The organism is Streptomyces sp. NPDC002499, assembly GCF_053595415.1.
Genome location: NZ_JBSFXO010000005.1, coordinates 188,464 through 211,642, shown reverse-complemented (window position 1 = coordinate 211,642; position 23,179 = coordinate 188,464). Strand labels below are relative to the sequence as shown.

Here is a 23,179-nt window from a genome sequence, read left to right as displayed (position 1 = left end):
CGTATTCCTGAGGATCAGTCCACCGTCACCGGCACGCGGTGACCGACGCCACGTGCCACGGTCCGGCTGCGGGGCCGCACCGCGAGGCGTGAGCGGAGGGTCAGGAGAGTCGCCAGAGCCAGTATCGTGCCCGCCGCCGGCACCAGGAACCCGGCGCCCGTCCAGAAGCGGTCCTCCAGCTGTCCGGCGAGGGTGACGGCGGCCGCCTGACCGAGCGCGACCGCGCCGGTCAGCCAGGTGAACGCCTCGGTGCGCGCGCCCGCCGGGACCAGGCCCTCGACGAGCGTGTAGCCGGTGATCAGCGCGGGCGCGATGCACATGCCGACGAGCAGGCCCAGGCCGGCCAGGACGAGCACCGAGTGCGCGGCCCACAGCCCGGAGGCCGTGAGGGCGAGCGCGCCGTAGCCGACGACCAGGCGCCGCCGCGGGGCCGTCTTCCACGCGATCGCCCCGCAGACGATGCCGGAGAGCATGTTGCCCGCCGCGAAGACGCCGTACAGGACGCCGTTGAGGCCGGGTTCGCCGATCGACTCCGTGAACGCGGCCAGGGAGACCTGCATACCGCCGAAGACGGTGCCGATGCCCAGGAAGGTCACGATCAGAACGCGCACCCCGGGGATGCTCAGCGCGGAAACGTGCTCCACGCGTGCGTGCCCGCGGACCGCGACCGTGGGCTGGGTGCTCTTCTGCGCCGCGAACAGCAGGCCGCCGATGAGCGTCAGGGCCGCCTCCGTCACCAGGCCGGCGGCCGGGTCGACGGCCGTGCACAGGGCGGTGGCGAGCAGCGGGCCGAAGACGAAGGTCAGCTCGTCGGTGACGGACTCGAAGGCGGCGGCGGTGGTCAGCAGGGGCGAGTCCTGGAGCTTCACGCCCCAGCGGGCGCGCACCATGGGGCCGACCTGCGGCACCGAGGCGCCCGTGGGCACGGCCGCCACGAACAGCGCCCACAGCGGCGCGTGGGCGAGCGCGAGCGCGGTCAGGGTCAGACCGGACACGGTGTGCACGAGTACGCCCGGGAGCAGCACCGTGCGCTGCCCGTAGCGGTCGGCGAGGCGGCCGCTGTAGGGCGCGAACAGGGCCATCGAGACGCCCGTGACGGCCGCGGCGGCGCCTGCGGCGCCGTACGAGCCGGTGGTGTGCTGCACGAGCAGCACGATGGAGATGGTGAGCATCGCGAACGGCTGGCGGGCCGCGAAGCCGGGGAGCAGGAAGGTCCAGGCGCCGCGGGTGCGCAGCAGCTGTCCGTATCCCGGGCGGGTGGGAGCCGGCGAGTTCTCCGACGGCTCGGTGGTGACCGTGGATGCCACGGCCCGTGCCTTTCTGCCACCTGGTAGCGCGCCCGTGCGGGGGCGCCGAGAGCTGTCCTCTTGCGCGGAACTGCGGTAGATGCCGGAGCCCGCTGCCTCCGCCGTGGAGAGCGTTCCGACCGCCATACGGTCGCGCCAGCTCTGCGTCAGGCAGAGTTGGTTCGATCAAAGTCTGCTTGCATTCTACAGGGATCGAAGGCTGACAGGACCAGAGGCCTACAGGATCGAAGGCCCGGCTCGGCGGAGCACGTCACCGCCCCGCGCCCGCCCCGTCCGTGCCCAGCCAGTCCGCCAGCTTGCCGCCGTGGCCCACGGCGCGCAGGCGTCGTTCCGCCGCGTCCCGGACGGGGTCGGTGGCGACGACGAGGAGTTCGTCCCCGTGCCGCAGGACCGTGGTCGGCAGCGGGACAAACGATTTTCCCTCGCGGACGACGAGGGTGACGGCCGCTCCGGCGGGCAGCCGCAGCTCGGCCACCTCGACGCCGTGCATCTTGGAGCCGTCGGGAATGGCGACCGACAGAAGATGCCCGCGCAGTCGCTCCAGAGGCGCCGACTCGATGCCGAGGTCGGCGGCCTCGGCGTCCCCGCCCAGGCGCAGCTTGCGGGCCAGCCAGGGCAGGGTCGGGCCCTGGATCAGGGTGTAGACGACGACCAGGACGAAGACGATGTTGAAGATGCGGCGGCTGGCGTCGACGCCCTCCACCATGGGGATCGTCGCCAGGATGATGGGCACCGCGCCGCGCAGCCCGGCCCAGGACATGAGGGTCTGCTCCTGCCAGGGCACCCGGAACGGCGTCAGGCAGACCACCACGCTCAAGGGCCGCGCCACCATCGTGAGCACCATGCCGATGACGAGGGCGGGCCAGATGTCGTCGCCGAGTTCGTGCGGGGTGACCAGGAGGCCGAGCAGCACGAACATGCCGATCTGTGCGATCCAGCCGAGCCCGTCGGCGAACCCGCGCGTGGCGGGCCAGTGCGGCAGCTTGGCGTTGCCCATCACCATCGAGGCGAGGTAGACGCCCAGGAAGCCGCTGCCGTGCGCCAGCGCGCCACCCGCGTACGCGGTGACGGCGATCGCCATGACGGCGATGGGGTAGAGGCCGGAGGCGGGCAGGGCGACGTGCCGCAGGCCCCAGGCGCCCAGCCAGCCCACCGCGAGGCCGATGGCGGCGCCGATGGCCAGCTCCAGCGCTATCTCACCGATCAGCGCGTACCAGTGGTCGACCGGGCCCGCCGTGGAGAAGGCGACGACCAGGATGACGACGGGGGCGTCGTTGAAGCCGGACTCGGCCTCCAGGGTGCCCGTCACGCGCGCGGGGAGCGGGATCTTGCGCAGCACGGAGAAGACCGCGGCCGCGTCCGTCGAGGAGACGACCGCCCCGATGATGAGCGCCTGGCGCCACTCCAGCCCGATCAGGAAGTGCGCGGCCGACGCCGTGACCCCGACGCTCACCCCGGTGCCGACCAGTGCCAGCGCGGTGGCGGACGGCAGGACGGGCTCGACCTCCTTCCACTTCGTGCCAAGACCGCCCTCGGCGAGGATCACGACCAGGGCCGCGTATCCGATGACCTGGGTCAGTTCGGCGTTGTCGAAGCGGATGTCGCCGATGCCGTCCTGTCCCATGGCGACGCCGATCCCCAGGTACACGAGCAGGCTGGGGAGTCCGCTGCGCGAGGAGATCCGGACCGCGGCCACGGCTACGAGCAGGACGAGCGAGCAGACGAACAGGAGCTGGTTGAGGTGGTGGACAGTCAGCGGCCGTTCCCTTCCCTGGCTCACGCGCATCCCGCGCGGGAGCTCACGTACATAGGACACGAGCCCATGGAGCTCCGCATCCAGGTACTTCGTTACCTTACCTAACTCTTGACGATTCCTTGACACTCGGCGAGGCATGATCGAACGCTCGTCCGCGCTCGTTGCGGACACCGCGTCAAGGGGCTGTGGGCCCTGCGCCTATGGTTGCTCCAGCGCTCAGTCACATGGACCAGCCCGCCTGCCGCTCGCGGAAGGACAGCAAGGACAGCGATGCCCCCCAACACCACCGCCTCAACGGGTCGCAAGGCCCGCAAGTCCGGCAGGAAGAAGGGGCGCAAAGCCCGCCTTGTCGTCCTCGTCCTGGTGCTGGCCATCATCGGAGGCGTCGCCTACGGGGCGTACTGGTCGATCAGTACCGTCCGTGCGTCCTTCCCGCAGACGAAGGGCTCCATCACGCTCGACGGTCTGTCAGGACCCGTCGACGTCAAGCGTGACGGCTACGGCATCCCCCAGATCTACGCCTCCTCCGACGAGGACCTGTTCATGGCGCAGGGCTATGTCCAGGCGCAGGATCGGTTCTACGAGATGGACGTGCGCCGGCACATGACGTCCGGGCGCCTGTCGGAGATGTTCGGCAAGGACCAGGTCAAGGACGACGAGTTCCTGCGCACCATGGGCTGGGACCGGGTCGCCAAGGAGGAGTACGACACCAAGCTGTCGGCCTCCACCAAGAAGTACCTCCAGGCCTACGCCAAGGGAGTCAACGCCTACCTCAAGGGCAAGGACGGCAAGGACATCTCCCTGGAGTACGCCGCCCTGGGCTTCGTCAACGACTACAAGCCCGAGCAGTGGACCCCTGTCGACTCCGTGGCGTGGTTGAAGGCGATGGCCTGGGACCTGCGCGGCAACATGGACGACGAGATCGACCGCGCCCTGATGACCAGCCGGCTCGGCCCCAAGCAGATCAAGGACCTGTACCCGGAGTACCCGTACAGCCGCAACCAGGCGATCGTCCAGGAAGGCCAGTACGACGAGCTCACCCAGACGTTCGAGCAGGGCGACAGCGGCACTTCCGGGACGTCCACGAGCGGTACGACGGGCTCGTCCACCTCGTCGGCGGGTTCGGCCCTGGAGAGCCAGCTCTCGGGCCTCTACGACGTCCTGGACGACGTCCCCACGGCCGTCGGCGTGAACGGCCAGGGCATCGGCTCCAACTCCTGGGTCGTGGCCGGGAAGTACACCATCACCGGCAAACCGCTGCTGGCCAACGACCCGCACCTGTCGGCCTCGCTGCCGTCCGTCTGGTACCAGATGGGCCTGCACTGCCGCACGGTCTCCGCCAAGTGCCAGTACGACGTGACCGGTTACACCTTCTCGGGCATGCCCGGCGTGGTCATCGGCCACAACCAGGACATCGCCTGGGGCATGACCAACTCCGGCGTCGACGTCACCGACCTCTACCTGGAGAAGCTCAGCGGCGACGGCTACCTGTACGACGGCACCGTGAAGCCCTTCAAGTCCCGTACCGAGACCATCAAGGTCGCCGGCGGCGACTCCAAGAAGATCGTCGTCCGCGAGACGAACAACGGGCCCCTGCTGTCCGACCGCAACAGCGAGCTGGTGAAGGTCGGCAAGAAGGCCACCGTCGACACGGCCGCGCCCGACAGAGGCGACGGCTACGGCATCGCCCTGCGCTGGACCGCGCTGGACGCGGGCACCACCATGGACGCCGTCTTCGCCATCGACAAGGCGTCGAACTGGACCGAGTTCCGCTCGGCGGCCGCCAAGTTCGACGTGCCCTCGCAGAACCTCGTCTACGCCGACACCGACAACCACATCGGGTACACGCTGCCCGGACGGATCCCCATCCGGGCGAAGGGCGACGACGGTTCCATCCCCGCGCCGGGCTGGGACTCCAAGTACGAGTGGACCGGCTTCATCAAGCAGGACGAGCTGCCCTACGAGTTCGACCCGGAGCGCGGCTACATCGTCACCGCCAACCAGGCCGTCATCGACCCGGACAAGTACCCCTACACGCTCACCACGGACTGGGGCTACGGCACCCGCAGCCAGCGCATCACCGACCTGATCCAGTCGAAGATCAAGGGCGGCGGCAAGATCTCCACCGACGACATGCGCCAGATGCAGCTGGACAACAGCAGCGAGATCGCCAAGCTGCTCGTGCCCAAGCTGCTGAAGATCAACGTCGACGACAAGGACGTCCGCGAGGCACAGAAGCTGCTGGAGGGCTGGGACTACACCCAGGACGCCGACTCGGCCGCCGCGGCCTACTTCAACTCGGTGTGGCGCAACATCCTCAAGCTCGCCTTCGGCAACAAACTGCCCAAGGAACTGCGCGTCGAGGGCCAGTGCCTGTGGGTCGACCCCGTCAACGGGACCGGCCCCGTGGACGACACCCAGAAGGTCCGCGAGTGCGGTCAGCGCGACGCCGACCAGGCGCAACCCGACGGCGGCGACCGCTGGTTCGAGGTCGTGCGCAACCTCATGAACGACCCCAAGAGCGACTGGTGGACGACACCCAAGGCGGGCACCCGGCAGGGCGCGACCAACAACCGTGACGACCTGTTCAAGCGCGCCCTGATCGACGCCCGCTGGGAGCTGACCTCCAAGCTCGGCAAGGACATCGACACCTGGAGCTGGGGCCGGCTGCACCGCCTGTTCCTGAAGAACCAGACCCTCGGCACCAGCGGTCCCGCGGTCGTGCAGTACATCCTCAACCGCGGCCCCTGGAAGCTCGGCGGCGGCGAGGCGACCGTCAACGCCACCGGGTGGAACGCCGCAGGCGGTTACGGCGTCGTGTGGGTGCCGTCGATGCGCATGGTGGTCAACCTCGATGACCTCGACAAGTCGAAGTGGATCAATCTCACCGGCGCCTCCGGGCACGCCTTCAGCGCGCACTACACCGACCAGACGAGCAAGTGGGTCGACGGTGAACTGCTGCCGTGGTCCTTCTCGGACAAGGCCGTCGACGACAGCACGAGCGACACGCTGGTCCTGAAACCGTGAGCCGCCCGCGGTAAGCGGCCACGACCTCAAAGGGCCCTCCACGCACGCGTGGAGGGCCCTTTGGCGCGTCCCGCAGGACGTCACCCGCCGCTGTCCCGCTACCGGAAGCGGTGCACCGCCGACGGCGTCACCGCGGCATGCACGGGCCGGTCGTGCTCCTCCGCCGGAACACGCTCGACGACCTCCGTGTCGTAGAGGAGCACCACCAGCGCGGGACGGACGTCCGCGCGCTCCAGGCGCGCGAGCACCCGGTCGTACGACCCTCCGCCGCGCCCCAGCCGCATCCCGCGCGCGTCGACCGCGAGGCCGGGCAGCAGCACGGCGTCCGCCTCGGTGACGGCGTGCGGGCCAAGACGTGTGCCGGTGGGCTCGAACAGGGCCATCTTTCCGCCGTGTTGGACCCGGGCGAGGGAGCCCTCGCCGGCGTAGGAGCCCCAGTCCAGGTCGTTGTCCGGCAGGAGCGCGGGGAGCAGCACCCGCACGCCCCGCGCGTGCAGCGCGTCCAGCAGCGCGAGCGTTCCGGGTTCGCTGCCCACGGAGACGTACGCCGCCACCGTGCGCGCGTGCGCCAACTCGGGCAGTTCGAGCGCGCGCGTGGCCAACTCGCCCGCGGATTCCCGCACGTCATCCGCCGTCAACCTGTTCCTCACCGCGAGGAACTCTCGCCGCAACATTTGCTTGCCAGGCTCGGCCGCACGTCCGATGTGACTCACAGGTCGCACCCGTACCCTTCCTAATGTGCTCATATGAGAGCTAATTAACCGGAGCCACAGATTCACTGCAAAGGCACCGGATAAGGTTACGGACATGACTCAGTCGCACCCCAGGATCAGCAAGGCTGTCATTCCCGCAGCCGGCCTCGGCACCCGGTTCCTGCCGGCCACGAAGGCCACTCCCAAGGAGATGCTGCCCGTCGTCGACAAGCCGGCGATCCAGTACGTGGTCGAGGAGGCCGTGTCCGCGGGCCTCGATGACGTCCTCATGATCACGGGGCGCAACAAGCGTCCCCTGGAGGACCACTTCGACCGCAACTACGAGCTCGAGTCCGCCCTTCAGAAGAAGGGTGACGCCAGCCGGCTGGCCAAGGTCCAGGAGTCCAGCGACCTCGCGACCATGCACTACGTGCGCCAGGGCGACCCCAAGGGTCTCGGTCACGCCGTGCTCTGCGCGGCCCCGCACGTCGGTCACGAGCCCTTCGCGGTCCTGCTCGGCGACGACCTGATCGACCCGCGCGACCCGCTGCTCGCGCGCATGGTCGCGGTCCAGGAGCAGCACGGCGGCAGCGTCATCGCCCTCATGGAGGTCGAGCCGGAGCAGATCCACCTCTACGGCTCCGCGGCCGTCGAGCCCACCGCGGACGGCGACGTCGTCAAGGTGACCGGCCTGGTCGAGAAGCCCGACCCGGTGGACGCCCCCTCGAACTACGCGGTCATCGGACGCTACGTCCTCGACCCCCACATCTTCGACATACTGCGCAAGACCGAGCCGGGCCGCGGCGGCGAGATCCAGCTCACCGACGCCCTCCAGCAGCTCGCCCAGGACGAGAAGGTCGGCGGCCCGGTGCACGGCGTCGTCTTCAAGGGCCGCCGCTATGACACCGGCGACCGCGGCGACTATCTGCGTGCCATTGTCAGACTCGCGTGCGAACGTGAAGATCTGGGCCCGGACTTCCGGACCTGGCTTCGCAGTTACGTAGCCGAGGAGATGTAGCGATTTGAGCAGCGCCGCGCCCCGCACCGCCGGCCCGGACCACCTGTGGTCGGTGGAGGAACACCTGGAGGACATCCTCGCCACCGTCCGCCCCCTCGAACCCATCGAGCTGAACCTGCTGGACGCCCAGGGCTGCGTCCTCGTCGAAGACATCACGGTGCCGCTCTCGCTGCCGCCCTTCGACAACAGCTCCATGGACGGGTACGCGGTACGGGTCGCGGATGTCGCGGGCGCGAGCGAGGAGTTCCCCGCCGTCCTGGAGGTCGTCGGCGACGTCGCGGCGGGCCAGGCCGACCTGCTCCACGTGGGCCCCGGCCAGGCCGCCCGCATCATGACCGGCGCCCCGCTGCCGCCCGGCGCCGAGACCGTCGTCCCCGTCGAGTGGACCGACGGAGGCCTCGGCGAAGGACCGGTGACCGGGATGCGCGCCCGCAGCCTGGCCCCCGAGGCCGCCGAGGGCCATGTGCACGTGTACCGGCCGGCCGAGGCACGCGCGCACGTCCGCGCGAAGGGCAGCGACGTGAAGGCCGGGGACCGCGCCCTGGACGCGGGCACCGTCCTCGGCCCCCCGCAGATCGCCCTGCTCGCGGCGATCGGCCGCGGCACGGTCCGCGTGCGCCCGCGTCCACGCGTGGTCGTCATGTCCACCGGCAGCGAACTCGTCCAGCCCGACGAGCAATTGGGCAGCGGCCAGATCTACGACTCCAACAGCTTCGCCCTCACCGCGGCCGCCATCGACGCCGGCGCCATCGCCTACCGGGTGGGCGCCGTCGCCGACGACGCCGAGACCCTGCGCGCCACCATCGAGGACCAACTCGTCCGCGCCGACCTCCTGGTCACCACCGGCGGCGTGAGCGTCGGAGCGTACGACGTCGTCAAGGAAGCGCTGTCCCACGTCGGCGACGAGGACGCGCCGGGCAGCGGCATCGAGTTCCGCAAGCTCGCCATGCAGCCGGGCAAGCCCCAGGGCTTCGGCTCCATCGGCCCCGACCACACCCCGCTGCTCGCCCTGCCGGGCAACCCGGTGTCGTCGTACGTCTCCTTCGAGCTGTTCGCGCGGCCCGCGATCCGCGCGCTCATGGGGCTCGACGACATCCACCGGCCCAGGACCCGGGCCACCCTGACCGCCGGCAAGGCGCTGACCTCGCCGAAGGGGCGCCGGCAGTTCCTGCGGGCCACGTACGCCGACGGCTCGGTGAGCCCGGTCGGCGGCGCCGGATCGCACCTGGTCGCGGCCCTCGCGCACGCCGACGCGCTGATCGTCGTACCCGAGGACGTGGAGTCCGTGGAGCCCGGCAGCGAGGTCGAGGTCGTCCTGCTCGGCTGAGCCCACGCGTGCGTGCCGGTCGAAGAGGCCGTGCTGGTCCGTTGTCCGCGCCGACTTGGCGGTACCGTGTCGCGCACAACAGGCCCGCGCGCCGCATCGCGACGGGCCCGGACCGGGAGCGCCACACGCCATGAGCACGCAGGACCGTCTGACCCACATCGACGACGCGGGTGCCGCCCGCATGGTCGACGTCTCCGGGAAGGACGTGACCGCCCGGACCGCCCGCGCCAGCGGGCGCGTCCTCGTCTCGCCCCGCGTGATCGAGCTGCTGCGCGGTGAGGGCGTCCCGAAGGGCGACGCGCTGGCCACCGCGCGGATCGCGGGGATCATGGGCGCCAAGCGCACACCGGACCTCATCCCGCTCTGTCACCCGTTGTCGGTGTCCGGTGTGAAACTGGACCTGTCGGTCGCGGACGACGCCGTGGAGATCCTGGCCACCGTGAAGACCACGGACCGCACGGGCGTCGAGATGGAGGCGCTCACCGCGGTCTCCGTCGCCGCGCTCACCGTGATCGACATGGTCAAGGCGGTCGACAAGGGAGCGGTCATCACGGACGTGCGCGTGGAGGAGAAGACGGGCGGCAAGTCGGGCGACTGGAGCCGGTCATGAGCCTCGACGCGCCCATAGGCGGTCCCCTTGCCGCGCCCTACAGCGCCCTTGTCGTCACGGCCTCCAACCGGGCCGCGGCCGGGGTCTACGAGGACAAGGGCGGTCCGCTGATCGCCGAGGGACTCAAGGGCCTGGGCTTCGCCGTGGACGGGCCGCGGGTCGTGCCCGACGGCGACCCGGTCGAGGCCGCGCTGCGGGCGGGCACGGAGGCCGGCTTCGACGTGATCGTCACCACCGGCGGCACCGGCATCTCGCCCACCGACCGCACGCCGGAGGCGACCCGCCGGGTGATCGACTACGAGGTGCCGGGCATCGCCGAGGCCGTCCGGGCGTTCGGACGGGAGAAGGTGCCGACCGCCGCGCTCTCCCGGGGACTGGCCGGAGTGGCCGGTCGGACATTGATCGTCAACCTGCCGGGTTCCACCGGCGGGGTGAAGGACGGTCTTGCCGTCCTGGAACCCCTGCTGGTGCACGCCGTCGACCAGATCCGGGGCGGCGACCACCAAAGACCCGGCGTCACCAGTGGGGGTGCGAGCTGAACAGCCCATCCTGGCCCGCCGTGCTGGCGGACGGCGACATCGTCCTGAGGCCGATAAAACTGCGTGACCAGCGCGCCTGGCGCGAGGTCAACCGGCGCAACCGGGACTGGCTGCGCCCCTGGGAGGCGACCATTCCGCCGCCCACGCCCAGCGGGCCCATCGCGCACCGGCCGACCTACCGCCAGATGGTCCGGCATCTGCGGTCCGAGGCGAACTCGGGCCGGATGCTGCCGTTCGTCATCGAGTACCAGGGCCGCCTGGTCGGGCAGTTGACGGTCGCCGGGATCACCTGGGGCTCCATGTGCTCGGGCCATGTCGGCTACTGGGTGGACGAGTCGGTGGCCGGGCGCGGTGTGATGCCGACGTCCGTGGCACTCGTCGTGGACCACTGTTTCCGCACCGTTGGTCTGCACCGCATCGAGGTCTGCATTCGCCCCGAGAACGGACCCAGCCGCCGCGTGGTGGAGAAACTCGGATTCCGCGAGGAGGGGCTCAGGCCGCGTTATCTCCACATCGACGGAGCCTGGCGCGACCATCTCGTCTTCGCGCTCACGGCGGAAGAGGTCCCCGACGGGTTGCTGAACCGCTGGCAGCGGGCACGCTCTCAGCGGAACCCGCAGAACACGCCAGGGAATCCCGGATAGGTCCGGCGATAGACCCGGCGTTAGACCCGGAAATTGAATAAGTGTTCGAAATTGATCGCTCGGCGACCGCCTGAAGGCATTAATTTCGCGCCCTCGGTGGGCTGCTGATCGCATCGGTCACAAAAAAAGTTCGAAATATCAGCCAGATCGTGCGACACACCGGCTCAATTGGCAGATGGCCTCACGCAAACCCCTCTACCGTGTGAGGCGTGAGCAGCAGCGGCCTCATCTACGCAGTCATTGTCGGGGCCTGGGCCGCCTACTTGGTGCCGATGTGGCTCCGTAGGCAGGACGAGCTGAACGAGGCCCGTCCGACGGAACGCTTCAGCACAGCCATCCGGTTGCTGTCCGGACGGGCGGGCATGGAGCGCCGGTACGCCAAGGACCTGCGCGCGCGCTCCACCGAAGAGGGGGAGCCCAGCGCCGACGCTCCGGACGTCGTCACCGACTCGGTGGACGTCCGGGCCTTCGCCATGCCTCCGGCGCGCGCCCAGGTGCGCGCGGACGTGAAGGCGCCGGCGGCAGGCACCGGGTCGGCACAGGCGCAGAGTCCCAAACCCGCCCGTACATCCGGTCCCGCACCGAGTCATACGTCCGCTCCCGCGTCCGGTTCCGCACCGGCGCGCGCGTCCCACTCCGCACCGGCGCCCGCATCCGGCTCCGCGCCGGCGCGCAAGCGCGTCCCGGCCGCCCGGCGTTCGGCCGCGGCCGAGGCGGCCGCCGCGCGCGCCCGGCGTACGAAGGTGCTCGCGCGCCGTCGGCGTACCACCGTGATGCTCTTCCTCGCCTTCACGATGGGCGCGATCGTCGCGGCGGTCGGGGGACTGGCGTTCCTGTGGGCGCCGGGTGTGCCCGCGATACTGCTGAGCGGCTACATCGTGTACCTGCGCTCCCAGGAGCAGCGCCGGTTCACCTACCAGATGGACCGGCGCCGGGCCGAGGCCGCCGCGCAGCGGCTGCGGGAGCGTCAGCGCCAGCCGCGCCGACGGGCCACCGCGGAGGCCGAGGCCGAGTCGCCGGAGGGTGCGCCAGAGCAGGAACTGGATCCCGGCATGTCGGCGCTCGCCGCCGACCGTCGCGCCCTCGTCGAGCAGACCGACCACGCCGAGTGGGTCGACCAGCAGCGCGAGCGCCAGCGGCGGCCCGGACACGGCGACAGCTGGGACCCGGTGCCGGTGCCGCTGCCGACGTACGTGACCGCGCCGGTCGCTCCGCGGGCCACCTCCGACGTGGACCTGGGGGCGCCGGACGCGTGGAGCTCGGCGCGGTCGAGTTCCGTCGCCGGGGGCCAGGAGGCGGAGGCCGGTTCGGGTGCCGAGCCCGGCGCGGACGCCCACCTGGATTCCGCCGACGACCAGGCGGAGACGGAGACGGACGACGAGGGCCGCAGCGACGCCCGCCGGGCCGCGTCCGCGAGGCGTGCGCGGGAGCGCGGGCGTACGCCGCTGTTCGATCAGTACGAGGACGGGGAGCGGCCCCGGGCCGCCAACGAATAGGCCTGCCCGGGGCGCTCGCCCTCCGCATCCGCCCCCGCCCCCACCTGTGCCGCGGCCGTCTGCCGGGCCCGGGAACGGATTTCCAAGCACGCGGACCGGGATGCTAGAGTTTCACTCGTTGCAAGGGCCTGTGGCGCAGTCTGGTAGCGCACCTCGTTCGCATCGAGGGGGTCTGGGGTTCAAATCCCCACAGGTCCACCGCAGCTCAGAGCCCCAACCGGTTTGATCCGGTTGGGGCTCTTTGGTGTCGTACGCGAGTCGTACGGGCGATGCCCCGGACATCCTCGTCGGCGTGCCCGGGGCGGTGTGACCTCAGCAGATGGACATGGTGTTGAAGTCGTACGTCGCCGCGTTCGGGAACGTCCAGATGGTGTTGGAGCTGGCAGGGGCGCGGTACGTGCCCACGTTGGGCCCCGTGAAACGGACTTCGGCTCCGCCCGTCTGGTTGTTGAGCACAGAGAGCGCGTCGATGAAGTTCGAGAGCGACCGCGAACCGCACCTGTACAGATGGAAGATGCTCTGCTTGCCGTCGCCCTGACCGACCGAGACACAGGCGATCCCTGATGCCGCGGCGCAAATCCTGAGCGCCTTGTCAGCATTTTCACCACCGGGTATGTCCCGCTCCACATACTCGCCCGAGTACAGGGGGGAGATCCCCGGCGTCCACGCGGTGGCGGCGGCCTGTGCCGGTGCCTGCGCGGCGAGCGGAAGAAGGAACGCGGCGATCAGCGTCGCGACCGTCGCAGCCGCTCGTTTTCTCAGTCCCATGGGGGCTCCTCTGTGGTCTTGATCGACGACTCGAACCGTAGATCGCACCAGGGACGTCGTGACCCTGACAGCTATCAGGGTGGGTCGGCTCGGGGCGCGAAAGCGGGTGTGCAGCGTCTGCCACGGGCCGTGGCTCGGCGGTGCATCGCGAGAGCCGTCGGGACCAGGGCCGCGAGGACCGCTACCGCCGCGCAGCACGTCGTGGTCAGGGCGAGGGCGGGCCAGGGGAGTCGGAGCGGGGTCCATACCGACTGGCGGGCCAGGGCCGTCCACATGCCGAGCAGGTTCAGGGCGGCCACCAGGACGCCCAGGAACGCGCCCAGTGCCACCGTCGTCAATGACTCCGCCGTGATCAGACGCAGGAGTTGGCCCCTCGTGGCGCCCGTCAGGCGGAGGGTCTCCAGGTCGCGCAGTCGGTCGGCGGTCGCCATGACCAGGGTGTTGGCGAGGGAGATGCCGGTGTAGAGGAGGGCGATCCCGAGGACGAGGAGGAAGCCGAGGCGGGTCGTACGGTCCGTTCCGGCGCCCAGGCCGACCGAGGGGGAGGGAGCTGTGCTTCGTAGCCAATCCGCCCTCGTGAGGACCTCGGCCCCGGTGCCGTCCACCGCCTTCCGCAGTCCCGCCGCCACCTCGCTCGCACTCCCGCCCGCCCGTACCTTCACCTCGACCCGGTCGACGGGAGCGCGCGGGGCGTTGGCCGGGGTCACGTACGCGCCGTTGTCGCCGGTGCCGACCGGCATCACGGCCGCGATGCGCAGGGACTTCCGGGTGCCGTCGCCCAGCCAGACGCTCACGTGCCGGCCCACGGTGTGCCGGGCCCATTCCTCGTTCACGATGATCGAGTCGTCGTCGAGGTCGGTGACGCGGCCGGCGGTCAGCGGCAGGCGCACGGTCGCGGCGAGGGCGTGCGGATCGGCCTCGCGCGCCTGCGACTTGATCAGGGCGACTCCGTCCTCCACGTAGTGGACGGAGGTCGTCGCCGTGGCGGACACGACCGTGTGGGGGACCGTGCGCAGGCGGCGCAGAGTGGTCGGGGTGAAGCCCGTTCCGGATGGTGGGGTGAGGACGAAGTCGGCGACCGTCCGCTCCCGAGCCTCCGTCGCCCGCGCGCCCTCCAGCGTCGCGGTGGCGCCCAGCAGGGAACCGGTCAGGGCCACCGTGACCAGGACGGGGGCCGCGACGGCGGCGGTACGGCGGACACCGGCGGCGGCGCTCTCGCGCACCAGCATGCCGACCGCGCCGGGCAGCCGGACGACCAGCCGGACCAGGGGGCGCACCACCGCGGGTGACAGCAACGCCACCGCAGTGATCAGCAGCATCGGGCGGCTGACGTACGTCTTGCGGTGCAGCAGGTCACCCGGGTCGGTGAGCAGGGCGAACGCCTGCGTGGCGACGGCCGCGAGCAGCAGAGCCGTACCGGACAGGAGGCGGCCGCCGGTCAGGGGCGCGGTGTCCACCGACGCCTCCCGCAGCGCGTCCGCCGGGCTGGTCCGGCCCGCGCGGCGGGACGCGGCCAGCACTCCGCACAGCGAGACCAGTACGCCGGTCCAGAAGGCCAGGTGGTACGGCCAGGTGTGGTCGCCGATCGCGAACCACGCCGGTGCGAGACCGCCGTCGACCACCCGGGACGCCAGATGCGGGGCGGCGTACGCCCCCAGCACGCAACCCGTCGCCGAGGCCGCGACGCCGACCAGCAGCGCCTCCGCGCAGACCGTGCGGCGGAGCTGGGCCGGAGTCGCGCCGGCCAGGCGCAGCAGCCCGAACTCCCGGCGGCGCTGGGCGACCGCGAAGGCGAAGGTGGACGCCACGACGAACACCGACACGAACCCGGTGACCCCGCCGGCCGTGCCGAACAGGGCGTTCAGCGCGGTGAGGGCCTCGGCGTCACGGTCGGGATCGGCGTCCGCGAGGCGCCGTGCGTCGCCGGTGAGCACCCGCGCGCCGGAGCCCGTTGTTCCGCTTGTGCCGGTCACCGCCCGTACACCTGAACCGGTTTCGCCCGCACCGGTCACCACCCGCCGTACCGCCCCCGCGTCGGCGTCCACCACGAGTTGCGTACTCACCGGCGAGAGGCGCGCGGCCCGGGAGTCGGTGTAGAAGAGGGCGTTCTCGAAGGAGCGGGCGCCGACCGTGCCGCCCACGCCGCCCACCTCAACCGTGCCGACCACGTGGACCCGCCCGAAAGCGGTCCACACGTGGCGGCCCACCTCCGTCCAACTCCCGGTCGCCACCACCTCGTCGGCGGCGCGGGGCGCGCGCCCGGCGGTGAGTTCGTACGGGGCGTACGCCGCCGTCGACCACGGGTGGCCGACGAGGTCGCGGGGGCCGTCCGCGGTGGGTACGGCGAAGGCGCGGTCCTCGGTGACCCTGCCCAGGTGGCGCAGGGCGGCGATCGTCCGCGCGGGAACCGGGCGTGGCAGGGCGAGTTGCTCGGTGCGGACGCCGTTCGGAGTGCGGACGCGCAGGGTGTCCTGCCCCTTCACCACCACCTCGGCCGCCGCGAACCGTTCCGGCCGGCGCTCGGGGGCGTCCAGGGACGCGGCGAGGGACTGGCCCATGACGGCGATCAGCGCGACGCCGAGCGCGAGGGCGACGAAGCTGCCGACGAACGTGACCCAACGCGTGCGCAGGGTCTGGACGGTGACCGTCAGCACGGCACGGCCTCCAGCGTCGTCATGCGGGCCGCGATGTCGGCGGCCGGGGCGCCGGCTAGTTCGCCGTGCACGCGGCCGTCCACCAGAAACACCACGCGGTCCGCGTACGACGCGGCGACCGGGTCGTGGGTGACCATCACGATCGTGCGCCCCTCCGTGTCGACCATGGCGCGCAGGAGGGCGAGTACGTCCCTGCCGTTGCGCGAGTCGAGGGCGCCGGTCGGTTCGTCGCCGAACAGGACCTCGGGGCGGGTGATCAAGGCGCGGGCGAGGGCCACGCGTTGCTGCTGGCCGCCGGAGAGTTCGCCGGGGCGGTGCCGGGCGCGGTCGGTGAGGCCGACGCGGGCCAGGGCCGCCCGCACGTCCGCCTTCGGCACGCGGCGGCCGGCCAGGCGCAGCGGGAGGGCCACGTTCTGTTCCGCCGTCAGGGACGGGAGGAGGTTGAAGGCCTGGAAGACGAAGCCGACGCGTGCGCGGCGCAGGAGGGTGAGGCGGTGTTCGGTGAGTGACGTCAGTTCCGTTCCGCCGAGCCGGACCGAGCCCGAGGTGGGGCGGTCCAGGCCCGCCGCGCACTGCAACAGTGTGGACTTGCCCGAGCCGGACGGGCCCATCACGGCGGTGAAGGTGCCCTGCCCGAAGGCGAGCGATACGCCGTCCAGAGCGGTGACTTGGCTCTCTCCCGACCCGAACGTCCGCCGCACGCCTTGTAGTTCGATTGCGCTGGACCGCATCCGACCTTCTTCCCGTATGCCCGCCCGTACGACCGTCGTCGGCAGGTGGGATCAGCGAACCGCGGGACGGGCCGGTCGATCACTGCGGCAGGGACGAGACTTGGGGTAGGGCCAGGCATACCTCCCGGCCTCGCCCAGGACGGATGGCCCGGCGCGCCCGTCGCTCCTACGGTGATCCTCATGACTGTGTGGCGGGCGCTCCGAGGGCGCGGATACCTGTGGTCGGCGTGGCCGTGGCGGGCGTTGGCGTACCTGGGCAGCGGGGCGCTGTTCGGGATCGTCGTCCTCGTGCTGATCGGCTGCGGAGCCGTGCTCGGGGGCGCCCTGGCCGTCGTACTCGTCGGGCTGCCGCTGCTCGGGCTGACCGTGCTGGCCGGGATACCCGTGGCCGCGGTCGAACGGTGGCGGTTGCGGCTGGTCGGGGTCCGTGCGGAGCCCGCCGGGCGGCATCGGGTGCCGGAGCGGGCGGGGTTGGGGGCGTGGCTGTCGACGCGGTTGCGGGAGGCGGCGACCTGGCGGGAGTTGGCGTACGCCGTGCTGGTCGGGGTGGTGCTGTGGCCGGTCGACGCGCTGGTCGTCGTGCTCGCGGTGGGGGTGCCGGGGCAGTTGGTGGCCGCGCCCGTGCTGGTCGGCGTCCAGGGCGAGGCGAAGGTCGTGAAGGTGTGGGCCGTCGACACGCTCCCCGGGGCGTTCGCGGTCGCCGCGCTCGGGGTGGTCCTGCTCGCGGCAGGGGCGTACGCGCTGGGGGTGTTCGCGGGAGCGCGTGCCGAACTCGCGCGTGCCATGGTCGCGCCGCCGGTCCGTGCGGAGGACAGCGTGCGGGTCACCGAACTCGTGCGCTCCCGCGTGCGGTTGGTGGACGCCTTCGAGGCGGAGCGCCGACGGATCGAGCGCGACCTGCACGACGGGGCTCAGCAGCGGCTCGTCGCCCTCACCATGACCCTCGGGCTCGCCCGCCTCGACGTCCCGCCGGGACCGCTCGCCGAGCAACTCGCCAAGGCACACGAGGAGGCCGGACAAGTGCTCGCCGAGCTACGGGAGTTGATTCACGGCATCCATCCCAAGGTGCTCACCGACTACGGGCTGGAGGCCGCCGTCGCCGACGCGGCCGACCGCAGTCCGGTGCCTGTCGACCTCTCCCTGGACCTCGAACTCGGCCTGGACGGGAGGCGGTTGCCCGGGGCGGTCGAGTCCGCCGCGTACTTCGTCGTCTGCGAGGCGCTCGCCAACGTCGCCCGGCACAGTGGGGCGCGCCGGGCCGAGGTGGGTGGGGAGTACGCGGGCGGGCGGCTGGTGCTGCGGATCGGGGACGACGGGCGCGGAGGCGCCTCGCCCGGGGCCGGCAGCGGGCTGACCGGGCTCGCCGACCGGGTGTCGGTGCTCGATGGCAGACTCACCCTGTCCAGCCCGCCGGGCGGACCGACCCTGCTGCGTGTGGAGATCCCTTGCCGGCCGACCGACCGCTCCGGGTAGTCCTCGCCGAGGACAGCGTGCTGCTGCGGGACGGACTGACCGGGCTGCTCACGCGCTTCGGGCACGAGGTCGTCGCGGCCGTCGGTGACGCGGACGCGCTGCTCACGGCGGTGACCGCGCAGGGTCCGGACGGGCCGGACGTGGTCGTGACGGACGTACGCATGCCGCCCGGTTTTCAGGACGAGGGGCTGCACGCGGCGCTCCAACTGCGCGCGGAGCGGCCGGGGTTGCCGGTGCTGGTACTGAGTCAGTACGTGCAACGGGCGTACGCGGCGGAGCTGTTGGACTCCGGGGACGGGACCGGGGTCGGGTATCTGCTCAAGGACCGGGTGGGGCAGGTCGAGCAGTTCGTGGACGCGCTCCGTGACGTGGCGGACGGTGGCACGGTCGTGGACCCCGAGGTGGTACGGCAGTTGCTGCGCCGGCGCCGTGATCCGCTGGCGCGGCTGACCGCGCGGGAGCGGGAGGTGCTGGCGCTGATCGCGGAAGGGAAGTCGAACGGGGCGATCGCGCGGGCGCTGGTGGTGTCGGACGCGGCCGTCGGCAAACACATCGGCAGCATCCTCACCAAGCTGGACCTGCCACCGGCGGACGACGTGCACCGGCGGGTGCTGGCGGTGCTGGCGTATCTCAGGGCGTGAACACCCTTACGGGTTCAGGGGTTTGGCGAAGCACCGGCTGTCCTCGTGGAACCGGTAGTAGCCGAACTTCTCGCACGGCTCGTACCCGCTCGACGTGTACAGGGCGATCGCCTCCGGCTGCTTGGTGCCGGTCTCCAGAACCATCCGTCGCCGCCCCGCCACGCGCGCGTCCTCCTCCAACGCGGCCAGGATGCGCCGGGCGAGCCCCAACCCCCGTGCCCGCTCGACCACGTACATCCGCTTGAGCTCGGCGTCGCCGTCGAGATTGCCCTCGCCGTTGGCGTCCTTGGCGCGCCAGCCGCCGGTGGCGATCGGGCTGTCGTCCTCGTCGTACGCGATGAGGTAGACGCCGTTCGGCGGTTCGAAGTGCGTCGGGTCCATGACGGTGGCGTCGCCGCCGTCGCCGTAGCGGACGTGGTACTCGGCCTGGACCTGGTCGTTCAGCTTCACGGCGTCGGGGTGGTCGAAGGGGACCCGGCGTATATTCATGTCGAAGATCGTACACCTATGCATAGAGTGGGGCATCGGACTGTGTCCAGTGTGCCGGTATCGTTCCGGCGTGCTCACTGTGACCTCCGCCAATGTCAATGGACTGCGTGCCGCCGCGAAGAAGGGCTTCGTGGAGTGGCTCGCCGGGACCTCCGCCGACGTGCTCTGCCTCCAGGAGGTGCGCGCCGAGCCGGAGCAGCTGCCGGAACACGTCCGCACCCCCGACGGCTGGCACGTCGTGCACGCGCCGGCCGCCGCGAAGGGCCGCGCGGGCGTCTCGCTCTACACCCGCCGCGAGCCCGACCGCGTCCGGGTCGGCTTCGGGTCGGCGGAGTTCGACACGAGCGGGCGGTACGTCGAGGCCGACCTGCCCGGTGTGACGGTCGCCTCCCTCTACCTCCCCTCCGGCGAGGTCGGCACCGAGCGCCAGGACGAGAAGGTCCGCTTCATGGACGAGTTCCTGGCCTACCTCAAGGAACTGCGCGAACGCGCCGCCGCCGACGGCCGCGAGGTCGTCGTCTGCGGCGACTGGAACATCGCCCACCAGCCGGCCGACCTCAAGAACTGGCGCGCCAACCAGAAAAGCTCCGGCTTCCTCCCGGAGGAACGCGCGTGGCTGACGCAGGTCTTCGACGCGGGGGACGGGGGGTACGTCGATGTGGTGCGGGCCCTTCACCCGGAGGTCGAGGGGCCGTATTCGTGGTGGTCGTACCGGGGGCGGGCCTTTGAGAACGACTCAGGTTGGAGGATCGACCTCGCCGTAGCGACTCCTGGGCTGGCCAAGCGGGCGGTCAAGGCGTACGTGGAGCGTGCCGCCAGCCACCAGGAACGATGGTCGGACCACGCTCCGGTGACAGCAGTATTCGACCTGTGAGGAGAATGGGGCGGGGCGCACAGGGTTCGCACGCCCCGCTCGTCTCAGCGTCCTAGCTGATGGGGCAGGGAGCCGTCAACGGTGAACGTCAGCCGTGAGGTGTCCGGCCCGACCAGTCGGGCCGGTCCACCGCCGGATCGTCCTTTGCTTACTGTGACCCGAACGCCGTCGTTGAGGAGTTGCTCCCGTGTCACCTCGGCGTTCGTGGCGAACACTTCGCGGTAGCGGCTGACGGTGTAGTCGTCCAGCCAACTGGCGCGGATCGCGGCAGCAGCAGGACAAGTCGTGCCGCGGGCAGCAGCACGGCAGACGTAGTCGCCGTAGGCGTAGGCAGTCCTCGTGGCGAAGTACATGCGGCCTCCACACCCGGCGCAGTGGGCGACTCCGATCAACAGAGAAGTTTCCCGGCGCTTGGGGTGAATCCCGTTCGACCGAGTGTTGAGGACCTCCTGGAGAGTGCCAAATTCTTCCTCCGTGAGCAGAGGAGGGCCGATCAGCACGGAAGCGCCGTCAGCGTCCCGGACCGTCTTCCCCTTGTGCATCCGGTGCCCCATCAGCGCCGGCGTGCGGAGGATTTTGGACAAGCTCCCTGCTGTCCAGCGGAATCGCTCGAAGTCCCGTCCGTGGCGCCGCCCACCCGTGGGGCGCCCTTGAAGTTGGGCGTGGCGATCGCGTGGCACCGGAACGCATGCGGCTTCGAGTTTGCGGGCGATGGCGACGAGGGAAAGGCCCGAGTGCACGTCGTCCACAATCGCGCGTACAACGGTGACGGTCTCCGGGTCAGGAGCGAGACACCAGCCGATACCGGAGGGATGCGGGGCCTTCTTGTACCCGAATGGAACAAGGCCGCCGCCGTATCGGCCCGTCGCACGTAGTACTTGGTGGGCGCTGGTGAGGCGGGCGGAGATGGCACGAGCTTCCTGCTCGGCGGCGTAGGCCAGATTCATGCAGTGGCGGACGGTGTCGCCGTCCGCCTGTGGAGTGACCACGAGCGGCTGTTGTTCCTCGGGCATCCCGAAAACGAGTGTCGTCGCGTGCTTGTGGCCCCACTCGATCAACTCGGACATATGGCCAACGGATCGTACGGCGCGATCCACGTGTGACCACACGATGGCGTCGTATTCGTGCGGGCGCCGCAGCCAGGACGACAGGGAAGGCCTCTCGAAGGGAGAAATCGTGCGCGCGGACACCCCGAGATCTGCCGCTTCGGCGATCAGCGTGAAGCCCAGTTGCTGGGCGCACAGCTGGATTGACGCACGCTGCCTTCCGGGCGAGGTGGTGACTTGGGTCAGGTTGCTGAGACGTACGGCTCCCAGCGCTCGCGGGTGTTCGGTAGAAGTCGAAGTCGGTTGCGACGGCTGAGGACTAGCCTTGGGCATGTCGGCGCTCCATGAAGTGTCGGCCACGCCCCGGGGCTGCTGGAACAGCCGCCGGGGCCTTTTCGATCTCACTGTCGGAGTGCGAACCCGGGTCCGTTTACGTTTTGGGTGAAAGTGCCTCGATGGAGTGAATCAGCGCTGCACGGTCACTTTGGTCTCCGACCTCCGGTACATGCTCAAGCCCCCGTCGCGAGGAACTCACGGGCGCCCCGCAACCTGGTGTGCAGTTTGCGTTGGGTGGCGTGGCTGTCGAGGCGGACGTCGAGCGGGCCGGGGAGCGTGCTGGTGGCGCGCAGGCCTGTGGGGAGTCGGGTGGCGTCCAGTCCGTCGCGTCTGGCGATGAGGGTGCCGAGTTCGTGGCGGCTCATGGGGTCGGCTCCTGCCAGGTGGTGGACGCCGTGTGCGTCCGAGGCCGCGAGTTCCAGCAGGGCGGCGGCCAGATCGGCGACATGGATCGGGCAGCGGACGTCGTCGGTGAACAGGACGCCGTCTCGGGTGCCGGAGGCCAGGTCGTGCACCGCGCGTACGTGTACGGACCGCAGGTCGCCGATGATCAGCGATGTGCGGGCGACGACGGCGTCCGGGTGTACGAGGCGAACTCCCGTTTCCGCTGCGGCCTTTGCCGCGCCGTAGGGGGTGACGGGGTCGGGTGGGCAGGACTCGTCGTAGTGGACGCGGGTGCCCGAGAACACCGCGTCGCTGGACACGTGGACCAGGCGGCAGCCGTGCTTCGCCGTGGCCATCGCCAGTTGGACCGGGCCCTCCGCCGTGATCGCCCAGTCGGGTCCGCCGCTCGTCGCGTTGACGACGAGGCTCGGGCCGACCGCGGCCACCACGGCTGCGACGCGCTCGGCGTCCCGCAGGTCCAGGGCGTGCCAGGTGACGCCCGGAGCGCTGCCGGGCCTGGTCGTGAAGGTCGCGTCCGTCGCGTGGCCGGCCGCTGTCGACCGGCGGACCAGTTCGGCGCCCAGGAACCCGTTGCCTCCGATGATCAAGACTGTCACGTGCCCCCAACCGCCCCCTGTTCAACGGGCGTCGAGTTCAGTCCCGCTTCCGCAACCGCCGGTCCAACGCCAGTGAAAGCTCCGCCTCCACCACGCTTCTTGCCAGGGGGCGCAGGCGTTGGAGGTTTTCTTCCGGGCCGTGGCGTAGGACCAGGGTGGCGAACATCTCGGCCAGGATGTCGACGTGTTCGCGGACCTGTTTGCCCGCGGCCAGGACGTCGGCGAGGGGGATGCCCTCGCGGACCAGGGCGGAGGAGACGTCCAGGAGGCGGCGGCTGATGTGGACGATCTCGTCGCCGTCGGTGCCGAGGTAGCCGAGTTCCATGGCGGCGGCGAGGTTCTCCGTGGTGACCTCGCCCTCGAAGCGGGCGGCGAGTTCCTCGGGGGTGAGGCGGACCGGCTCCTCCTCGGTGGGGCCGCCGACGCCGAGGAGGTCGGCCACGTCCCGTCCGTGGTCGAGGGCGTCGGCGAGTTCCGCGATGCCGTTGAGGGTGTGGCCGCGTTCCAGCAGGGTCGAGATGGTCCGCAGGCGGGCCAGGTGGTGCTCGTCGTACCAGGCGATGCGGCCCTCGCGGCGGGGTGGCCGGATCAGTTTGCGCTCGCGGTAGAAGCGCAGGGTGCGCACGGTGATGCCGGCCTTCTCGGCCAGCTCCTCCATGCGGTACTCGTGTCGTCCCTCGGCCGCTGTCACGTCGTGAGCCTATGTCGTACCGGCGGTAACTTTCCTTCCGCCGACCCCTACCCATGAGT

The 23,179-nt window shown here is 70.8% G+C and carries 20 protein-coding genes and 1 tRNA gene; 11 read left to right on the top strand and 10 right to left on the bottom strand.

Features of this window, described 5'->3' with window-relative positions; all coding sequences use genetic code 11:
* Positions 1-14: 14 nt before the first annotated feature.
* Both ACWD5F_RS15035 and ACWD5F_RS15030 read right to left on the bottom strand, forming a co-directional pair.
* Complete coding sequence (locus ACWD5F_RS15035) at positions 15-1,307, bottom strand: MFS transporter (protein ID WP_451254430.1); 1,293 nt, start codon at positions 1,305-1,307, stop codon at positions 15-17.
* A gap of 250 nt (positions 1,308-1,557) precedes the next feature.
* Positions 1,558-3,093 carry a potassium/proton antiporter gene (locus tag ACWD5F_RS15030; protein WP_451255097.1) on the bottom strand — a complete coding sequence of 512 codons (1,536 nt, stop codon included), beginning with the start codon at positions 3,091-3,093 and terminating at the stop codon, positions 1,558-1,560.
* Between the two features lie 240 nt (positions 3,094-3,333).
* On the opposite strand from ACWD5F_RS15030, the gene ACWD5F_RS15025 reads away from it, so the two are divergent.
* A complete protein-coding gene (locus ACWD5F_RS15025; RefSeq protein ID WP_451254428.1) occupies positions 3,334-6,090 on the top strand; it encodes a penicillin acylase family protein in 2,757 nt (918 codons plus the stop codon).
* A gap of 98 nt (positions 6,091-6,188) precedes the next feature.
* Here the strand turns inward: ACWD5F_RS15025 and ACWD5F_RS15020 are convergent, their stop codons facing one another.
* Positions 6,189-6,803 carry a 5-formyltetrahydrofolate cyclo-ligase gene (locus ACWD5F_RS15020; RefSeq protein WP_401716471.1) on the bottom strand — a complete coding sequence of 205 codons (615 nt, stop codon included), beginning with the start codon at positions 6,801-6,803 and terminating at the stop codon, positions 6,189-6,191.
* A 94-nt stretch (positions 6,804-6,897) separates the two neighbouring features.
* Between ACWD5F_RS15020 and galU the strand changes: the two genes are divergently transcribed.
* From galU to ACWD5F_RS14985, 7 genes are all read left to right on the top strand, one after another.
* The gene (galU, locus tag ACWD5F_RS15015; protein WP_124003860.1) at positions 6,898-7,800 is read left to right on the top strand and encodes a UTP--glucose-1-phosphate uridylyltransferase GalU; all 903 of its coding nucleotides are present in this window, start codon (positions 6,898-6,900) and stop codon (positions 7,798-7,800) included.
* A gap of 4 nt (positions 7,801-7,804) precedes the next feature.
* Positions 7,805-9,127 (top strand): molybdotransferase-like divisome protein Glp, encoded by a 1,323-nt coding sequence (gene glp / locus ACWD5F_RS15010; RefSeq protein ID WP_451254425.1) that lies wholly within the window; start codon positions 7,805-7,807, stop codon positions 9,125-9,127.
* Positions 9,128-9,257: 130 nt separating this feature from the next.
* Positions 9,258-9,737 (top strand): cyclic pyranopterin monophosphate synthase MoaC, encoded by a 480-nt coding sequence (gene moaC / locus ACWD5F_RS15005; protein WP_124003858.1) that lies wholly within the window; start codon positions 9,258-9,260, stop codon positions 9,735-9,737.
* Positions 9,734-10,276: a MogA/MoaB family molybdenum cofactor biosynthesis protein gene (locus tag ACWD5F_RS15000; protein WP_451254424.1), complete on the top strand. Its 543-nt coding sequence runs from the start codon at positions 9,734-9,736 to the stop codon at positions 10,274-10,276. Before moaC ends, ACWD5F_RS15000 begins: the two co-directional genes overlap by 4 nt.
* A 20-nt stretch (positions 10,277-10,296) precedes the next feature.
* Positions 10,297-10,920, top strand: a complete 624-nt coding sequence (locus ACWD5F_RS14995) for a GNAT family N-acetyltransferase (RefSeq protein WP_401716483.1) — start codon at positions 10,297-10,299, stop codon at positions 10,918-10,920.
* 209 nt (positions 10,921-11,129) lie between these two features.
* On the top strand, positions 11,130-12,416 hold the full coding sequence (gene sepX / locus ACWD5F_RS14990) for a divisome protein SepX/GlpR (RefSeq protein WP_451254423.1): 1,287 nt from the start codon (positions 11,130-11,132) through the stop codon (positions 12,414-12,416).
* Positions 12,417-12,540: 124 nt separating this feature from the next.
* Positions 12,541-12,614: transfer RNA gene (locus ACWD5F_RS14985), tRNA-Ala, on the top strand.
* Positions 12,615-12,728: 114 nt separating this feature from the next.
* Here the strand turns inward: ACWD5F_RS14985 and ACWD5F_RS14980 are convergent.
* The 3 genes from ACWD5F_RS14980 to ACWD5F_RS14970 form a co-directional block, all read right to left on the bottom strand.
* Positions 12,729-13,184, bottom strand: a complete 456-nt coding sequence (locus ACWD5F_RS14980) for a hypothetical protein (protein ID WP_451254421.1) — start codon at positions 13,182-13,184, stop codon at positions 12,729-12,731.
* A gap of 74 nt (positions 13,185-13,258) precedes the next feature.
* Positions 13,259-15,838, bottom strand: coding sequence for an ABC transporter permease (locus ACWD5F_RS14975; RefSeq protein WP_451254419.1), 2,580 nt, complete (start codon positions 15,836-15,838; stop codon positions 13,259-13,261).
* Positions 15,832-16,569, bottom strand: a complete 738-nt coding sequence (locus tag ACWD5F_RS14970; protein WP_451254418.1) for an ABC transporter ATP-binding protein — start codon at positions 16,567-16,569, stop codon at positions 15,832-15,834. The genes ACWD5F_RS14975 and ACWD5F_RS14970 overlap by 7 nt, the downstream gene beginning before the upstream one ends.
* Before the next feature lie 180 nt (positions 16,570-16,749).
* On the opposite strand from ACWD5F_RS14970, the gene ACWD5F_RS14965 reads away from it, so the two are divergent.
* Together ACWD5F_RS14965 and ACWD5F_RS14960 are read left to right on the top strand one after the other, a co-directional pair.
* Complete coding sequence (locus ACWD5F_RS14965) at positions 16,750-18,042, top strand: sensor histidine kinase (protein WP_451254416.1); 1,293 nt, start codon at positions 16,750-16,752, stop codon at positions 18,040-18,042.
* Positions 18,015-18,683: a response regulator gene (locus ACWD5F_RS14960; protein ID WP_451254414.1), complete on the top strand. Its 669-nt coding sequence runs from the start codon at positions 18,015-18,017 to the stop codon at positions 18,681-18,683. Before ACWD5F_RS14965 ends, ACWD5F_RS14960 begins: the two co-directional genes overlap by 28 nt.
* 6 nt (positions 18,684-18,689) lie before the next feature.
* Here the strand turns inward: ACWD5F_RS14960 and ACWD5F_RS14955 are convergent, their stop codons facing one another.
* A complete protein-coding gene (locus ACWD5F_RS14955; protein WP_451254412.1) occupies positions 18,690-19,172 on the bottom strand; it encodes a GNAT family N-acetyltransferase in 483 nt (160 codons plus the stop codon).
* Between the two features lie 70 nt (positions 19,173-19,242).
* Here ACWD5F_RS14955 and ACWD5F_RS14950 point away from each other — a divergent pair, with 70 nt between their 5' ends.
* Positions 19,243-20,046 (top strand): exodeoxyribonuclease III, encoded by an 804-nt coding sequence (locus tag ACWD5F_RS14950; protein ID WP_451254410.1) that lies wholly within the window; start codon positions 19,243-19,245, stop codon positions 20,044-20,046.
* Positions 20,047-20,090: 44 nt separating this feature from the next.
* Here the strand turns inward: ACWD5F_RS14950 and ACWD5F_RS14945 are convergent, their stop codons facing one another.
* The 3 genes from ACWD5F_RS14945 to ACWD5F_RS14935 all read right to left on the bottom strand — a co-directional run bounded on the left by ACWD5F_RS14945 (position 20,091) and on the right by ACWD5F_RS14935 (position 23,087).
* The gene (locus tag ACWD5F_RS14945) at positions 20,091-21,452 is read right to left on the bottom strand and encodes a recombinase family protein (RefSeq protein ID WP_451254408.1); all 1,362 of its coding nucleotides are present in this window, start codon (positions 21,450-21,452) and stop codon (positions 20,091-20,093) included.
* 149 nt (positions 21,453-21,601) lie between these two features.
* Positions 21,602-22,429: an SDR family oxidoreductase gene (locus ACWD5F_RS14940; protein WP_451254406.1), complete on the bottom strand. Its 828-nt coding sequence runs from the start codon at positions 22,427-22,429 to the stop codon at positions 21,602-21,604.
* Positions 22,430-22,466: 37 nt separating this feature from the next.
* Positions 22,467-23,087, bottom strand: coding sequence for a MerR family transcriptional regulator (locus ACWD5F_RS14935; RefSeq protein WP_401717002.1), 621 nt, complete (start codon positions 23,085-23,087; stop codon positions 22,467-22,469).
* Between the last annotated feature and the right edge of the window lie 92 nt (positions 23,088-23,179).

Bases quoted from the DNA above. Each gene is read 5' to 3' on its own strand.
- ACWD5F_RS14980 (WP_451254421.1), bottom strand. From the start codon at position 13,184: ATGGGACTGAGAAAACGAGCGGCTGCGACGGTCGCGACGCTGATCGCC.
- ACWD5F_RS15025 (WP_451254428.1), top strand. From the start codon at position 3,334: ATGCCCCCCAACACCACCGCCTCAACGGGTCGCAAGGCCCGCAAGTCC.
- moaC (WP_124003858.1), top strand. From the start codon at position 9,258: ATGAGCACGCAGGACCGTCTGACCCACATCGACGACGCGGGTGCCGCC.
- ACWD5F_RS15030 (WP_451255097.1), bottom strand. From the start codon at position 3,093: ATGCGCGTGAGCCAGGGAAGGGAACGGCCGCTGACTGTCCACCACCTC.
- galU (WP_124003860.1), top strand. From the start codon at position 6,898: ATGACTCAGTCGCACCCCAGGATCAGCAAGGCTGTCATTCCCGCAGCC.
- ACWD5F_RS14935 (WP_401717002.1), bottom strand. From the start codon at position 23,087: ATGGAGGAGCTGGCCGAGAAGGCCGGCATCACCGTGCGCACCCTGCGC.
- ACWD5F_RS15000 (WP_451254424.1), top strand. From the start codon at position 9,734: ATGAGCCTCGACGCGCCCATAGGCGGTCCCCTTGCCGCGCCCTACAGC.
- ACWD5F_RS14970 (WP_451254418.1), bottom strand. From the start codon at position 16,569: ATGCGGTCCAGCGCAATCGAACTACAAGGCGTGCGGCGGACGTTCGGG.
- ACWD5F_RS14955 (WP_451254412.1), bottom strand. From the start codon at position 19,172: ATGAATATACGCCGGGTCCCCTTCGACCACCCCGACGCCGTGAAGCTG.
- ACWD5F_RS14965 (WP_451254416.1), top strand. From the start codon at position 16,750: ATGACTGTGTGGCGGGCGCTCCGAGGGCGCGGATACCTGTGGTCGGCG.